Source organism: Erythrobacter sp. JB2-19, from assembly GCF_057365005.1.
In genome coordinates, this window is sequence record NZ_CP200290.1 from 1,244,856 (window position 1) to 1,259,181 (window position 14,326).

Annotated in this window: 15 protein-coding genes; 9 read left to right on the forward strand and 6 right to left on the reverse strand. The window is 59.8% G+C overall.

What is annotated here, in order from left to right:
* Positions 1-1,095, reverse strand: coding sequence for a branched-chain amino acid aminotransferase (locus tag AC0V6O_RS05990; RefSeq protein WP_486142385.1), 1,095 nt, complete (start codon positions 1,093-1,095; stop codon positions 1-3).
* Positions 1,096-1,683: 588 nt separating this feature from the next.
* The gene (locus tag AC0V6O_RS05995) at positions 1,684-2,268 is read right to left on the reverse strand and encodes a hypothetical protein (protein ID WP_486142387.1); all 585 of its coding nucleotides are present in this window, start codon (positions 2,266-2,268) and stop codon (positions 1,684-1,686) included.
* 34 nt (positions 2,269-2,302) lie between these two features.
* Here AC0V6O_RS05995 and AC0V6O_RS06000 point away from each other — a divergent pair, with 34 nt between their 5' ends.
* Positions 2,303-3,130 carry a TlyA family RNA methyltransferase gene (locus AC0V6O_RS06000; RefSeq protein WP_486142389.1) on the forward strand — a complete coding sequence of 276 codons (828 nt, stop codon included), beginning with the start codon at positions 2,303-2,305 and terminating at the stop codon, positions 3,128-3,130.
* Positions 3,131-3,254: 124 nt separating this feature from the next.
* Here AC0V6O_RS06000 and AC0V6O_RS06005 read toward each other — a convergent pair whose 3' ends face one another.
* Complete coding sequence (locus tag AC0V6O_RS06005; protein WP_486142391.1) at positions 3,255-3,911, reverse strand: DUF6969 family protein; 657 nt, start codon at positions 3,909-3,911, stop codon at positions 3,255-3,257.
* Positions 3,912-3,971: 60 nt separating this feature from the next.
* On the reverse strand, positions 3,972-4,163 hold the full coding sequence (locus tag AC0V6O_RS06010; RefSeq protein WP_486142393.1) for a hypothetical protein: 192 nt from the start codon (positions 4,161-4,163) through the stop codon (positions 3,972-3,974).
* Between the two features lie 432 nt (positions 4,164-4,595).
* Here AC0V6O_RS06010 and AC0V6O_RS06015 point away from each other — a divergent pair, with 432 nt between their 5' ends.
* From AC0V6O_RS06015 to AC0V6O_RS06040, 6 genes are all read left to right on the forward strand, one after another.
* The gene (locus AC0V6O_RS06015) at positions 4,596-5,144 is read left to right on the forward strand and encodes a TspO/MBR family protein (RefSeq protein WP_486142394.1); all 549 of its coding nucleotides are present in this window, start codon (positions 4,596-4,598) and stop codon (positions 5,142-5,144) included.
* Positions 5,145-5,320: 176 nt separating this feature from the next.
* Positions 5,321-5,572, forward strand: coding sequence for an accessory factor UbiK family protein (locus tag AC0V6O_RS06020; RefSeq protein WP_472638436.1), 252 nt, complete (start codon positions 5,321-5,323; stop codon positions 5,570-5,572).
* A 90-nt stretch (positions 5,573-5,662) separates the two neighbouring features.
* Positions 5,663-7,654, forward strand: coding sequence for a S9 family peptidase (locus AC0V6O_RS06025; protein ID WP_486142396.1), 1,992 nt, complete (start codon positions 5,663-5,665; stop codon positions 7,652-7,654).
* Between the two features lie 28 nt (positions 7,655-7,682).
* Positions 7,683-8,285, forward strand: coding sequence for a DNA repair protein RecO (gene recO / locus AC0V6O_RS06030; RefSeq protein WP_486142398.1), 603 nt, complete (start codon positions 7,683-7,685; stop codon positions 8,283-8,285).
* 10 nt (positions 8,286-8,295) lie between these two features.
* Positions 8,296-9,369 (forward strand): 3-isopropylmalate dehydrogenase, encoded by a 1,074-nt coding sequence (gene leuB / locus AC0V6O_RS06035; RefSeq protein ID WP_486142399.1) that lies wholly within the window; start codon positions 8,296-8,298, stop codon positions 9,367-9,369.
* 21 nt (positions 9,370-9,390) lie between these two features.
* Complete coding sequence (locus tag AC0V6O_RS06040; protein WP_486142401.1) at positions 9,391-10,500, forward strand: glycosyltransferase; 1,110 nt, start codon at positions 9,391-9,393, stop codon at positions 10,498-10,500.
* 132 nt (positions 10,501-10,632) lie between these two features.
* Here the strand turns inward: AC0V6O_RS06040 and AC0V6O_RS06045 are convergent, their stop codons facing one another.
* Together AC0V6O_RS06045 and AC0V6O_RS06050 are read right to left on the reverse strand one after the other, a co-directional pair.
* The gene (locus AC0V6O_RS06045; protein WP_486142403.1) at positions 10,633-11,907 is read right to left on the reverse strand and encodes a phospholipid carrier-dependent glycosyltransferase; all 1,275 of its coding nucleotides are present in this window, start codon (positions 11,905-11,907) and stop codon (positions 10,633-10,635) included.
* A 61-nt stretch (positions 11,908-11,968) separates the two neighbouring features.
* Entirely contained in the window at positions 11,969-12,379 is a 411-nt protein-coding gene (locus AC0V6O_RS06050; RefSeq protein ID WP_486142405.1) for a hypothetical protein, read from the reverse strand.
* Positions 12,380-12,463: 84 nt separating this feature from the next.
* Between AC0V6O_RS06050 and AC0V6O_RS06055 the strand changes: the two genes are divergently transcribed.
* Together AC0V6O_RS06055 and AC0V6O_RS06060 are read left to right on the forward strand one after the other, a co-directional pair.
* Positions 12,464-13,024 (forward strand): TetR/AcrR family transcriptional regulator, encoded by a 561-nt coding sequence (locus AC0V6O_RS06055; protein ID WP_486142407.1) that lies wholly within the window; start codon positions 12,464-12,466, stop codon positions 13,022-13,024.
* A 10-nt stretch (positions 13,025-13,034) separates the two neighbouring features.
* Positions 13,035-14,252 (forward strand): trans-sulfuration enzyme family protein, encoded by a 1,218-nt coding sequence (locus AC0V6O_RS06060; RefSeq protein ID WP_486142409.1) that lies wholly within the window; start codon positions 13,035-13,037, stop codon positions 14,250-14,252.
* Positions 14,253-14,326: the final 74 nt, after the last annotated feature.

Genomic DNA, 14,326 nt, shown 5'->3' on the forward strand with positions numbered 1-14,326 from the left:
TTATCCGACCAGTTTCACCCAGCCATGCGTGTCGGCCACGCTGCCGCGCTGGATGCCGACCAATTTCTCGCGGATTTTGCTGGTCACCGCACCGGGGCCGCCATTTCCGATTACGAATTCGCCATCCGCGCTGTCGACCTTGCCAACCGGGGTAACGACCGCCGCCGTGCCGCAGGCCATCACCTCAACCAGATCGCCGCTGGCCGCATCGCTGCGCCATTGCTGGATTGAATAAGGTTCCTCACGCAGGTTCAACCCCTCTTCGCCCAGTAGGGTGATCAGGCTGTTACGGGTAATCCCGGGCAGAATTGTGCCGGTCAGCGGCGGAGTAATCACGCTGCCATCGCGCATCACGAAAAACAGGTTCATGCCGCCCAGTTCCTCGACCCATTTCTTCTCAACCGCATCGAGGAACAAGACTTGATCGTGGCCGCGTTTGAACGCCTCGCCAGTGGGCACCAGGCTGGCGGCGTAATTGCCGCCGGTTTTCGCCGCGCCCGTGCCGCCAGGGGCCGCGCGGGTGTAGTCCGATTGCCAGATGCTGACCGCTGGCGAGCCGGATTTGAAGTAATTGCCCGCTGCGCTCAGGATGACAATAAACTTATATTGCTTGGCCGGACGTACGCCCAGAAATGCCTCGGTCGCGAACATGAAGGGGCGGATGTAGAGCGAGCCGCCCTCGACGCTGGGGAACCACTTGGCATCTGCCGCGACTGCTTTGTTCACGGCCTCAAGAAACAATTCCTCGGGCAATTCAGGCATCGCCATTCGCCGCGCGCTGTCGTTAAACCGCCGCGCGTTTTCCTCTGGACGGAATAGCGCAAGCTCGCCATCCGCCAAGCGGTAGGCCTTCATCCCTTCGAAGATTTCCTGCGCATAGTGCAGCACGCTGGCCGCTGGATCGAGCGCAATTGGCTCACGCGGGCCAATCCGCGCCGAGTGCCAGCCGCCGCCAACACTGCCTTCTGCGCCCTCGTCATAATCAATCGTGACCATGTGATCGGTGAAGACAGTGCCGAAACCGGGATCAGCGACGGCGGCTTCGCGCGCATCGTCAGCCAGTGGCGAGGGGTGAGGGATTGTGTCAAATTTCATGGTGCGCGGATAGTGTGCCTAGGCGGTTTCGGCAAGAAGGAGTCTTTCGTTTTCGCCCTCAAACGCCGGGCGCGAGGCCTGCGGCCTCGAACCATTCCAAGCCATTGGCATGGCACCAAGCGTCCTTATATGTAGTGAACGGCTTGGTGACAGAGCACGGTCGCTTTGGCGACCGCAAGGGCGCAGGCCCGTCCGCAGCGATGCGATCTTTGATCGTATGAGCGAGGATATCACGATCGCGGATGCGAATGCGTAGACCTAAAACGTGAGAAGGGCAGCGCCGCCTAAACGGAACTGCCCTTCGCATGGTCAGCGGCCGGAAGTGCCGCTCACAAAGCCTTACTCGGCGTTTGTTTCCGCAAGGGAAATTACCGAATATGCTCCGTAGGGATCTTCACCGACCTCGCTACTGAACCATGAGACATCGGATCACCTCCTTTCGCGCTATTAAGCCAAGACCCGCCGTATCATCGGGGGGCCGAGTACTGCGTGTGCCGCTGAACTCGAGGATCAATCTGAGTCGTTTTGAGCTTGAACACAAGTCTTGTAAAAAACTTTTCCCACGTCAGAATGTGCGACCTCGCGAAATCACCTACAATCCTCGATCACGCGGGTCACCTCAGCCCAAGCGGGTAAATAAAGTGCCGACATACCAGCGGTCTCCAGGGCAAAACGCCCCTTTGATAGTGCAATCGCATCGAGCAGCGGATCACGCGGATCAAGCTCGGCGGCGACCAGAGGCTGCCCACTGTTGCGGGTGGTGGCGCGCAAATCGCTGCTGCGTGTTTCGGTGCGAACTCGCATTTGAGCCGCGCTGGCGGCAGGGCCAAAGCGGCCAATCCCCACTTTGCGTGTGTCCAGATCGCAGCGAATGATCGCCTGCGCGTTTTCAATGCTGTTGCCGAACAGAGCGAAGGTCTCATTGCGCTCTACGATGTAGCGCCAATTGCCCTGCGTCTGCGGAGCGTCGAGAAAGGCCAATCCGCCAGCCAACGGCGGCAAGCTTGCTGCCGGCTTTGGAGGTTCTGGCAATGGGCTAGGCGCGGGTGCAGGCGTGCTGGTCGTGGCCGGAGCGGATGTTGCGACGCTGGGCGGTTCTGAGGATGGCACGCAGGCGGCAATGGTAAAACTGAGAGCGACGGCGCCGATGGCATTGAGGTAGATTGCTTTCATGCCGCATCAATGCGCGCTAACGCTGCACGCGTCTATGAAGAAAACGCCGAATTCCGCATCAAATTCATCGCAAACAGGCGAGCCGCCAAGTTTGGGCGATAAAGAGCCTGTGCGTGGAGGCAGAAAGCCTAAGAAGCGCCGGGTTGATCACTTGTTGGCCGAGCGCGGTCTGGCGGAAAGCCGCACGCGAGCTCAGGCACTGGTGATGGCGGGCGCGGTGTTCGTTGGCGAGCAGAAGGTGACCAAACCGGGGCAGCAGATTGCCGAGGATGTGGTCCTGGAGGTGCGTGGGCGCGATCATCCCTGGGTCAGCCGCGGCGGGATTAAGCTTGCCCATGCGATTGAGCATTTCGGGATTGATCCGAAAGGCGTGACGGCGATGGATGTTGGGTCATCCACTGGCGGGTTCACCGACGTACTGCTGGCGAATGGTGCGGCGCATGTCTTTGCGGTGGACAGCGGGACCAACCAGCTCGCCTGGAAGCTGCGTCAAGACGATCGCGTTACCGTCTATGAGCAGACCAGCGCGCGGGTGCTGACGCCGGATCATATCGCTCAGCCATTCAGTTGGGTCGTGTGCGATGCAAGCTTTATCAGCCTTGCCAAAGTGCTGGAGCGGCCGCTGGAATTGGCGGCAAAGGAGTGCCAGTTGGTGGCGCTGATCAAGCCGCAATTTGAGGTGGCTCGCGCCGAAGTGGGCAAGGGCGGGGTGGTGCGCGATGCGGCGCTGCACGCCCGCGTTTGTGACGAGGTTCGCGAATGGCTGGAGCAAGCAGGTTGGAGCATTCAGGGGATCGTCGAAAGCCCGATCACCGGCCCGCAGGGCAATGTTGAATTTCTGGTGAGTGCGAGAAGAACGTAACTGGCTTGGTGGCGCGGCTCGGGCCGAAGGCCAGCAAGGGCGTATGCCCGCCCGCAGCGGCGCGGATTTGTCCGCAGATCGCGAGGAAATCGCACACTGGATGGCGTGCGGAAAACAAAAACTTCTACTCTAGATCGAGCGCGGAAATCTTCTCGTCTAGATCAATCGGGATGGAGCTCAAAACTTCGACCCCGCAGTCCTTCTCATATCCCTTCTTGCCATGTTCGGCGACCAATTCGGCCTGCCGTGCATCGCGCTGGCGCAGCAGTTCGGCAATCTCTTCGCGGTAAAGCGCGACCATGGCGGTGACGAGCCGATTGACCAGCTCATCCTCCTGCGTTTTGTCGACATTATAGAGCTTCAGATGTTTGATCATCGTCTCTGCGGGATAGAGAAATTCGTTGGTGACAAAGCGATTGGTGGTGAACCAAGACATCGGGATGCCATTTGTATCAATCGACAGCGCGACCAAATGGGTCACATGCGCTTTGGCTTTCTCGCCTTCTGGCGGCATCACGGCAACCTGGCTGCCCTTGATCAGCTGATCACGGTGCAGAAACAGGTGGAAATGGCCATGTTCGCCTGCGTCTCGCTGTCCCGGAGCATGCACGTGGTAATACCAACGTGATTTTGTTTTGGCGTCGCGCGCATCCTTATCCGGATAATGTTTCCAGAAATGCACGTTCTCGGCGGGCAGAACACGCGCCATCAACGGCCGCTGTTCGCCGGCCATCTGCGTGATCGTCTCAATAACGGTGAGGGCAGCTTGCTTAGGTGTCATGATCTCTGTCTAAAAAACAAAGAGACCGGCGACAACCATGTTGTCACCGGCCCACAATGTTTAGCTTTGCTGAGCTGAATTATTCAGCAGCGGCACAGCATGCAGCGGCACAGCAAGACGCTGCACAGCAGGACGCTGCACAGCAAGCAGCGGCACAGCAACCTTCAGCCGCACATGCAGATGCTTCACAACCTGCAGCAGCACAGCAGCCAGCGGCACAGCAACCAGCAGCACAGCAGCCAGCAGCTGCACAGCAAGCCACTGCAGTGGTGTCTGCGTCGGTGCTTGCGTCTTCAGCAGGCGCTGAACACGCAGCAGTAGCGATTGAAAGGCCGCCAGCGATCGCCATCATCGATGCGAGTTTGGTCTTTTGCATAAAAATTTTACCTCATTGGGTTGAGCGCCCCACTCCAACGTTCCTCACCGTCGTGCGCTCAAGAATCACGGCAGGAATGTGGCAGGCCTAGCAGATGCTTTTGATGTGTCCCAATGGTTTTGTTGATAATTGGGTAATAAATTGCGCTGAGGCGCGTTTCTTCCCCGACGATTTGCCGCTTCTGCAACCGGGTATGATTGGCGCGCGGCATGGCGATGTGTATCCCGGCTGGCTCTGATCGCACCCGCGAGATCGCGCCGTATTCTGTCCGAATTATGGCCTTTTGCGCGGCTCTCTCGAGGATGGATATGAGTTTTCTCGCTTCCAAAGCGCAATTGCGGGCCAGTTTGCTACGCTGGTCGTTGTTTCTGGTGCCCTTGGTCGTCCTGCTCGGTTTCGTTGCGGGTCAGTTAGGCAGCCCGAACACGATTTGGTTTCAAGGTCTGACCAAGCCGAGCATTTTCCCTCCACCCGCCGCATTCGGGATCGTATGGACCATCCTCTATATCATGATAGGCTTTGCCTTGGCTTTGATCGTTAGCTCTTGGGGAGCATATGGCAGGGGCCTCGCCGTTGGATTGTTTGCGGTGCATTTTGTGCTGAACTTGACGTGGACACCGGTCTTTTTCGGCGGTCAGAATATCGTCGGTGGATTGATCGTTCTCAGCCTGGTTTGCGTGACATTGCTGGCGGTGATCTGGGCCTTTTATAGGGTCCGTAAGCTCGCGGCTCTGCTGTTGCTGCCCTATCTTGCCTGGGGCACATTCGCGACTGTGCTTAACTATCAATTCATGGTGGAGAACCCGGATGGCGGGATGTCCGGTGAAAGCGCTGCTGCCCAGCGGATTGAGTTGTAAGCATTTGATTTTTGCACGCCATCCGGCGCGCGATATCCTCGCTCACGCGATCAAAGATCGCATCGCTGCGGGCAGGCATGCGCCCTTGCGGCTGCTACGCAGCCGAGCTCCGCGACCAAGCTAGACAACTTCACTCTACCCTAGACAAATCCCGCTCGCTTCACCATCTGAAGCCCATGCAAAGTGAAAACCCGATCATCGCCGACTTCGTCAAACTCGCAAACAGCGCCGCTGGCACAATGGCGGGCATGACGCGCGAGGCCCGCGAGGGCGCGCGTGAGAAAATGCGCGAGGCCTTGGGCGGGGTTGATTTTGTCAGCCGTGAAGAGTTTGAGACGGTCAAGCTGATGGCCCAAAAGGCGCGCGAGCAGAACGAAGCGCTCGAGGCGCGGATCAAGCAGCTCGAAGCCAAGCTCTCCAAGAAATAATCTGCCCAAAAATTCCGGCCCCGGCGGGATTGCAAGCCAGCGGCGTTCCTTTAAGCCTGCAGGTATTCAACCCGCTATGAAAGGCCGTCCATGCTTCGCACATCTCTCCTTGCCGCCACTGGCGTAATTGCCCTCTTGCCTGCTGCCGTATTGGCGCAAGACGCAGAGGAAAGTTTCGGCGGTGCGAAGGGGGCAGACCTCTCTATCGAAGCAATCGAACCCGATGGCAGCGATGTTTCCATCGGCCGCGCGGGCGAGCATCCGGCGGATATTGCGCGTTATCTGCTCGCAAATGGTCCGGGGGCAGCCAACCTTTCGCCCGATGGTAAAACAATCGCCTTCAGCTGGGATGTAACCGGGCAATCGGAATTGTGGGTGATGCCCGCCAGCGGCGGCGTGCCCAAACAAGTGACCTTTAAGACCGGGGTGAGCGCGCCGGTGTGGACGCCCGATGGATCGCGCCTGTTCTATGCCGCCGACCGAGATGGCAATGAGCAGCCGGGCTATTTCACCATCACCCCAGACGGCAAAGAAGAGACCGAAGTTTTGCCAGCGGCACGCGGCGATTTTCGCGTGTTCGGTGATTTTGCGAGCGATGGCAGCTTTGTCTACGCCTCCACTGCGCGCGGGGCGGGTGTGTTCGATATTTATCGCGGCACCATGGCTGGCGAGAGCGAGCTGATTGTCGAGAGCGAGTTGGGCCTCATTCCGGAATCGATATCGCCAGATGGGAAATACGCCATCGTCACAGAGACGGTGGGCGAGGATGCCGACAATCTCTATTTGCTCGATCTCGTGACTAAGGAGATGACCACGATTTCCAAGCCGCCGGTCGATGATCGCGCGAGCCATACGATCGGCGGATTTGACTGGTTGCCAGACTCCAGCAGTGTTGGATTTTCAACCAATAAAGACCGCGAATATGGCGCTTTGAGCGTTTATACGATCGCTGACGCACAGTTGCGCACTGTTGAGCCATCTGAGGCTGATATTGAAAACTTCCAAACATGCGGCGTGGAGGGGGCAATCGTTGCCTACACAGAGAATCGCGATGGCTTCGATGTTCTAAAACTGCGCAATGCCAATGATGGCGGCGAGCGATCCGTTCCCAACCTTCCCGAAGGCAAGTATTCGCTCGATTGCGAAGGCGAGGCCGTTCCCAAGCTGATGGTGCGGGTCAATGGCTGGCAAACGCCGGGCGAGATTTGGATGGTTGATCCGCTGGAAGGGACGGCGGACAAGGTCTTTGCCGCCAATCTTGCCGGGCTTGATCCAGACCGTCTGATCCGTCCCAAAGTCGTACGCTATCCAGCTCGCGATGGCGTGCAATTGCAGGGGCTGCTCTATCTGCCAGAGGGCGCGAGCACGGGCGAAAACGCGCCGCCGGTCGTCTTCTCTGTGCATGGCGGCCCAACGGCTCAGTCGCAGGCCACCTTTGATGCCGTTGCGCAATATCACGTTGCGCGCGGTGTCGCGGTGTTTGAACCCAATGTGCGCGGCTCAACCGGGCTAGGGCGAACCTATACGACGCTGGACGACCGCGAGAACCGCTTGGATTCGGTGCGCGATCTGGTTGATCTCAAAAACGCTCTGGCCGCCGATGGCTTGATCGATGGCGACCGGGCGGCGGTGATGGGCGGCTCTTATGGCGGCTATGCCGTCAACGCAGTGCTGGCGGAATATCCGGGTGAGTTTGCCGCCGGCGTCTCTCTGTTTGGCGTGGCAGATTGGGTCACCGCGTTGGAGATCGCCTCGCCTGCACTGAAAGCTTCTGACAAAATCGAATATGGCGATATTGAAGAGCCACGTTGGCGCGAATTCTATACGATAAACTCACCCATACGAAAAGCCGACCAGATCAATGTGCCGGTGCTCTATTCGCACGGGGTTATGGACCCCAGGATCGACATTATGGAGACCGAAACCATGGTGAAGACCCTGCGCGCAAACGGTGTGCCAGCGCCCTTCATCCGTATCCCAGACGAAGGCCATGGCTGGCGCAAACTCAGCAATCAGCTGTTCTATTTCCGCAAGCAAGCGGAGTTCATCGAGAAACATCTGGGACTGAGCGAGGGGCAGTGACGCCCCGCGCGCTGCCCAGCAGACTTCCATGAATATCAGAGCGCCTGCCATCCTTGTTGCCTCGCGCGCTCATGGGGAAAGCGCGGCCATTGCGCGCATGCTGACCGAGGAGCACGGGCTCGTCGCTGGCTATGTCGCAGGCGGGCGCGGGCGGCGGCTGCGCCCGGTTATGATCCCGGGCAATTCGATTGAGGCGGAGCTGCGCTCCAAATCGGACAACCAATTGCCGTTTGCGCGGATCGAACTGTCGGAAAGCCGCGGGCCGTGGATGACAGAGCCGCTGCCAGCCGCCGCGATCACATGGGTCTGCGCACTGACGGCGACCGCTTTGCCAGAGCGCAATCCTTATCCCAGCCTCTATCAAGCGTTGAATGCGCTGCTGGGCGCGATATGCCACGCGCCATCAGCGCGCGGCTGGCTGTCTGTTCTGGTGACCTATGAGGCGATGTTGCTGCGAGAATTGGGATATGGCGGCGGCAAGCCCGACCCAAGCGGCGATTTGGCCGAGCAAATGGCGCAATTTAAGACGCTTGAAGCGCCGCTTGCGCGATACGTGCTTGCCGAGCGTGACCGCGATGTTATGGCCGCGCGAACGCTGCTTTCAGAGCGGCTGGCCCGAATGATGACGTGAAAGTTTGCTAATGAAGATCGTAGTTTTGCCCGGTGATGGGATTGGCCCAGAGGTGACCAAAGAGGCCTTGCGCGTGCTTGATGCGCTCTCACTGCCCGGGCTTACCTTGTTTGAAGGTGATATTGGCGCGGTCGCTTACAAGCGCCACGGCCATCCTCTGCCCGCAGAGACGCTGGAGATGGCCCGCGCGGCCGATGCGGTGCTGTTTGGCGCAGTGGGTGATCCCTCTTGCGACAGTCTAGAGCGGCATTTGCGCCCGGAGCAGGCGATTTTAGGTCTGCGTAAAGAGCTTGATCTGTTTGCCAATTTACGCCCGGCCAAGGTGTTTGACGGGTTGGAGGAGCTTTCCCCGCTCGCGCCAGAGCAGGCCGCTGGCTTTGATCTGCTGATCGTCCGCGAGCTGACCGGTGACGTCTATTTTGGCGATAAGGGTGAGCGCGTGAACGACGCGGGCGAGCGTGAGGGGTGGGACATGATGTCTTACTCCGCCAGCGAGGTCCGCCGGATCGTGGCCACCGCATGGAGCGCGGCGAAGACACGCGGCGGGCGCGTGACCAGCGTCGACAAGGCTAATGTGCTGGAAACCAGCCGCATTTGGCGCGAAACCGTACTGGAATATGCCGCGGAGCAGGGCGTCAAAGACGGAAACAGCATTGCGCTCGATCATATGTATGTCGACAATGCCGCGATGCAGCTCGTCACTGCGCCATCGCAATTTGACGTGATCGTCACCGGTAATCTGTTCGGCGATATTCTGTCCGATCTCGCCAGCGCGGCGGTCGGTTCAATCGGCCTGCTACCCAGCGCATCCATGGGATCACGCGAAACCGCACATGGCACGTTCGGCCTGTACGAGCCGATCCATGGCAGTGCGCCCGACATTGCCGGGCAGGGCAAGGCCAATCCGATGGCGACCATCCTGTCAGCGGCGATGATGCTGCGTCATTCCTTCAGGCTGGAGGCAGAGGCGGCGCGGATTGAGGCGGCGGTGGCAAAGGCGCTGGCCGATGGCGTTCGCGGCGGCGATTTGGGCGGCTCGCATGGCTGCGAGGCAATTGGCAGCGCGATTATCGAGCGGCTTTGAGCGCTAAGGGCTGCATGCGATATGACGGCCACGCTGGAACTTGCGATTATCCTGCCGACGCTGAACGAGCGCGGCAATCTGGCGCCTCTAGTGGAACGGATTGATACCGCGTTGACCCCGATTTTGGGGGCGGGCGGCTGGGAAGTGCTGATTATCGACGATAACAGCGCCGATGGCACGGCGGATGAGGCACGCGCCATTGCACTGGGCGATGCACGGGTGCGCGTGATCCAGCGGATTGGCCGGCGGGGCCTAGCCAGCGCGGCGATCGAGGGGTTTTGCGCCACCGCTGCGCCTTTTGTCGCCTTGATGGACGCCGATCACCAGCATGATCCCGAATTGCTTGGACCTATGCTGGATGCTGTTCGCGGTGGAGAGGCTGATGTGGCGGTCGCTTCACGCTTTGCTCCTGGTGCAAGCACGCAGGACTGGGCAGCGCCGGAGCGAGAGCGTCTGTCCGGCTTTGCCAATGCGATGGCGCGGCGTTTGACCGGGGCCGATCTAACCGATCCGATGAGCGGCTATTTCCTGCTGCGCAGTGAGACGGCGCGCGTGCTAGTGCCGCGCCTTTCCGGCATCGGGTTTAAGATCCTGCTCGACCTGCTCGCGACCTCTGGCAAGACGCTGAGTGTAAAGGAATTTCCGCTCAAGTTTGCCAAGCGCCGTGAGGGCGAAAGCAAGCTTGACCGCGCGATCCTGTTCGACTTTTTGGCCGGGCTTTATGACAAGACTTTGGGGCGTGTAATCCCCACCCGTTTTGCGCTGTTCGGCACGGTCGGGGCGCTGGGCGTGATCGTGCATATGGCGGTGCTGGCGCTGTTGCTGCTGTGGCTGGAAGAAGCCTTTACTATTGCGCAAGCGGGCGCTGTTTTCGCGGCGATGAGCTTCAATTTCTGGCTCAACAATTGGCTGACCTATCGTGATCAGCGGCTGCGTGGGCCGGGCGCGGTACTGCGCGGATGGATGGGCTTTTGCGCGACCTGCGCGGTGGGCGCCTTTGCCAATGTCGCGGTGGCGACGCTGCTCGAAAGTCAGGGCATTTATTGGGCGCTGGCTGCGCTCGCCGGGATACTGATCGGATCGGTGTGGAATTACGCGCTATCCAGCCGGTTCGTCTGGGGAAGGTATTGAAAGGTCTGGTGATTTAGTACCAACCGGATGCGCAGCATCCGCAAGGCCGACTGGCCGCCCGCAGCGACGCGATCTTTGATCGCGTGAGCGAGGAAATCGCACGCCGGATGGCGTGCGGAACACAAAAACGCCCTATCTCCACCCCTCAATCCAGGTCCAATGGACGAAGCTCATCGGGCCATCGAGTGGGGCGGCGGTCAAGATTTTGAAAAACAATGCAAACATTGCTGCGCTGCCGATCAGGACCCCGTAACTTGCCCAGCGGAATTTGCTCCGCGATAGATCGCCGAGTGTCAGCGCCAGCGCGCCGAGCAGGAACAGGCTGGGCATGAAATAATGGTAGTAGAATTGGATCGGCTTGTTCGCGATAAGCCACAGCCCGAGGCTGGCGGCATAGCCAACAACAACCGCGATCTTGGCCCAATTGCGAGTGGTAGCGCCACTGAGCGCGCACCACATAAGCGCGGGCAGGCCAAGCAGCATGGTGAGCGGGTTGCCGATCAGCAGCACGCCGCGCTGCGCATTGTCAGTAAACTCGTACAGATACCAAATGCCGCGCGTGTTCAGCGCCCATTGGTCCCACGTACTTTGATAAGGATGCGGCTGTTTAACCGAGGCTTGCAGCTCGATCATCTCACGGTGGAGGCCGATCAGGCCCTGCTCGGCAAGCGGCGAATTGAGCAGGCCGTAAGCGGGCAGATAGGTCGCGCTGTAGACGGCGAGCGGGACAATGCCGAGCCACAGGAACGCCTCGGCTAGCGATATGCCCGGCACCGGAATGCCGCGTGTGCTGGTGAGCAGTCGCTGCCGTCCGGCGGACAGACGCGCAGCGAAGAAAGCAATGCCCGGCAGCACCGCAATCGGCACTGCATTCCATTTGGATGCCATCGCCAGGCCTAGAGCCACGCCACACATTGCCAGATGCCAGCGTCCACGCTCTGCCTCTCTGATCGCGGCGGTGAATTGCCATGCCGCGATGCACAGGAACGCGGCCATAAACACATCCAGCATCGCGATGCGGGCATGGATGAACAGGTGAAATCCGCTGGCGACCAGCACGCCAAAGGCAATCGTGGCAAACCGGTCAAAACTGGCCTGCCACATGGTGCGCATCGCCGCGAACAGGGCCAAAGTGCCCGCGATCATCGGCATGATGCGCCAGCCCAGCGCATTGTCACCAAACAGTGCAATCCCCAGCGCAATCAATTGCTTGCCTAGCAGCGGATGCTCACGATTGAGATAAACGCCGTCTTCCAAAATTGCGCGCGCAGCGGGCAGATAATGGATCTCATCAAACATTGGGCCTGAGGGGATCGTCAGCCGGACCCATGCCAAAGCGGCGAACACAGCCGTGATGCCCAGACAGGCCAGCCATGGGTCGCGCGGATGGGGAGGGGCTTCGCTCATTTCGGAGGAGCGATTAGCGGCGCCCCTCCTCAGCGGCAAGTGTTTGGATCAGTACATATCGTCAGGCGGTACCCGTTTCCGCTTGGCTTTCCAGCCAGAACAGGCGTGCGACCATTGCCAGCAAGGCAATGCTGGCCGTGGCGAGTATTGCGAGCGTCCACAGCGGCACATTCATGCCCATGGCGCGGGCGCGCGGTGCGATGAAAAACAGCGCGACACCCACGGCAAGCAGCAGATCCCACCACACCTGCACGCCCCACATATTGTGCGTGTGATTGGTCCAAACGGGGAGTAATCCCTCGCTGTAAAGCGTCACCCCGCTATAGGTAAGGAATGCGGCGCACAGCGCAGCGGCGATGGCCGCGCTGCCAATCTTGCGGTCCGCCATCACGATATAGGCGGCGACACCGGCGATGGAGATCAAACCAGCGGCGGCCAGAATTTCGAGTGGGGACATTTCAAGCGGGTTCATGGGTCGATTCTCCGTGCATATGTAGCAAGTGCTACAAGTGCTACAAGTGCTTGTAACGTAGTGTAGCGTTCGCTACAAGAGCCTATGTCAAAAATCATATCCAAGCCGCAAATGTCGAAGGAATCGCTGCTGCCGCTGCTGGCGCAGCATATTTTGGAGCAAGGCCTTGGCGGGGCTAGCCTGCGCCCCTTGGCGAAGGCGGCCGGCACCAGCGACCGGATGTTGATTTATCACTTTAGCAATAAAGAACAGCTGCTTACCGATGTTCTGGAGCATATCGCCGGGATCTATTCCGCTGCGCTGGATGCGGGTGTGGGCGATGAAAGGGCGGTAACGCGGCAGCAATGCGTGGCCCGCATCCTCACTCAAACGCGCGAGCCGATGATGCAGCCGTTTATGGCGCTGTGGTGGGAGATTGTGGCGGGCGCGGCGCGCGGCACCCCCGGCTACCGTGAGGCGGCGGAGAGCATGATGGCCGAGCTGCTTGGATGGCTCGAGACGCAAATGCCGGCCGATGATCCCGACCCTGTGGGCGGGGCGCGCTATCTCCTGACCCTGATCGAGGGCAGTTTGATGCTCGGCGTGGTCGGCCATGCGCGCACGGCGCGTGAAGGACTGCTTGCGAGTGACCTCGCGCCAAACTAAGCGTGTCGCCATGAAAAAGACCACTGGAATGGACCGCGCGGCGACGCGCAATTGGCGGCCTGCAACGCGCGCAGTGCGCGGGGGAACCTGGCGCAGCGAGCATGGCGAGACGAGTGAGGCGCTGTTTCTCACCTCTGGCTACACCTATGATGATGCGCAAACGGTGGCAGATCGGTTTGCGGGTGATGCTGAGGGTATGACCTATTCGCGCCTGCAAAACCCGACCGTGGCGATGCTGGAGGAGCGGATTGCGCTGCTCGAAGGGGCGGAGGCCTGCCGCGCTCAGGCAAGCGGAATGGCGGCGATGACAGCGGCTTTGCTGTGCCAAGTTTCCGCCGGGGATCATGTGGTGGCGGCGCGCGCGGCGTTTGGTTCGTGCCGCTGGCTGGTGGATGAACTGCTGCCGAAATTCGGGGTTGAAACCAGCGTAATTGACAGCGCGGATGACGCCGCGTGGGAGGCCGCGATCCGGCCGAATACCAAGGTATTCTTCTTTGAGACGCCGGCCAATCCGACATTGGATGTGGTTGACCTTAAACATGTTTGCGCTGTGGCAAGGGCACATGGCATCACCAGCGTGGTCGACAATGCCTTTGCCTCGCCAGCGCTGCAACGACCGATGGAATTTGGCGCCGATGTGGTCGCCTACAGCGCGACGAAGCTGATGGACGGGCAGGGCCGCGTGCTCGCCGGGGCGATTTGCGGCAGCGAGGAATGGATCAATGAGACGCTGATGCCGTTTCAGCGCAACACAGGTCCGACGATCAGCGCGTTTAACGCCTGGGTTGTGCACAAGGGGCTGGAAACGCTGCAATTGCGGGCGCACAAGCAAAGCGAGCAGGCCGTGGCGCTCGGCGAGTTTCTGGAGCCACGCATATCGAAGGGCGGTGGACGCATGTTGCACCCGGGCCTGCCGAGCCATCCGCGCCACAATCTGGCGAAGGCTCAAATGGACGCGACCGGGCCGATCTTCGCCTTTGACGTGGGTACGAGGGCGCGCGCCTTTGCCTTGCTTGATGCGCTCGAACTGATTGATATTTCGAATAATATTGGTGATGCGCGTTCACTGATGTGCCACCCCGCCTCGAGCACCCATGCCGGGATGAGTGAGGAAGGCCGCGGGGAAATGGGCGTGACCGAGGGGCTGCTGCGGATCAATGTCGGTCTGGAAGATCCAGCCGATTTGATGGAGGATTTGGATCAGGCGCTGGCGGCAGCGGGGATTTGACAGCGATATTTCCAACCTGAAATTTGTGCGGATTGTGCCCCAAGAACAGACTTTCAGCTTACGACCCAGTTGCT

Bases quoted from the DNA above. Each gene is read 5' to 3' on its own strand.
- AC0V6O_RS06040 (WP_486142401.1), top strand. From the start codon at position 9,391: ATGACGGCCACGCTGGAACTTGCGATTATCCTGCCGACGCTGAACGAG.
- AC0V6O_RS05990 (WP_486142385.1), bottom strand. From the start codon at position 1,095: ATGAAATTTGACACAATCCCTCACCCCTCGCCACTGGCTGACGATGCG.
- leuB (WP_486142399.1), top strand. From the start codon at position 8,296: ATGAAGATCGTAGTTTTGCCCGGTGATGGGATTGGCCCAGAGGTGACC.
- AC0V6O_RS06060 (WP_486142409.1), top strand. From the start codon at position 13,035: ATGAAAAAGACCACTGGAATGGACCGCGCGGCGACGCGCAATTGGCGG.
- AC0V6O_RS06050 (WP_486142405.1), bottom strand. From the start codon at position 12,379: ATGAACCCGCTTGAAATGTCCCCACTCGAAATTCTGGCCGCCGCTGGT.
- recO (WP_486142398.1), top strand. From the start codon at position 7,683: ATGAATATCAGAGCGCCTGCCATCCTTGTTGCCTCGCGCGCTCATGGG.
- AC0V6O_RS06045 (WP_486142403.1), bottom strand. From the start codon at position 11,907: ATGAGCGAAGCCCCTCCCCATCCGCGCGACCCATGGCTGGCCTGTCTG.
- AC0V6O_RS06020 (WP_472638436.1), top strand. From the start codon at position 5,321: ATGCAAAGTGAAAACCCGATCATCGCCGACTTCGTCAAACTCGCAAAC.
- AC0V6O_RS06005 (WP_486142391.1), bottom strand. From the start codon at position 3,911: ATGACACCTAAGCAAGCTGCCCTCACCGTTATTGAGACGATCACGCAG.
- AC0V6O_RS06055 (WP_486142407.1), top strand. From the start codon at position 12,464: ATGTCAAAAATCATATCCAAGCCGCAAATGTCGAAGGAATCGCTGCTG.
- AC0V6O_RS06015 (WP_486142394.1), top strand. From the start codon at position 4,596: ATGAGTTTTCTCGCTTCCAAAGCGCAATTGCGGGCCAGTTTGCTACGC.
- AC0V6O_RS05995 (WP_486142387.1), bottom strand. From the start codon at position 2,268: ATGAAAGCAATCTACCTCAATGCCATCGGCGCCGTCGCTCTCAGTTTT.
- AC0V6O_RS06025 (WP_486142396.1), top strand. From the start codon at position 5,663: ATGCTTCGCACATCTCTCCTTGCCGCCACTGGCGTAATTGCCCTCTTG.
- AC0V6O_RS06000 (WP_486142389.1), top strand. From the start codon at position 2,303: ATGAAGAAAACGCCGAATTCCGCATCAAATTCATCGCAAACAGGCGAG.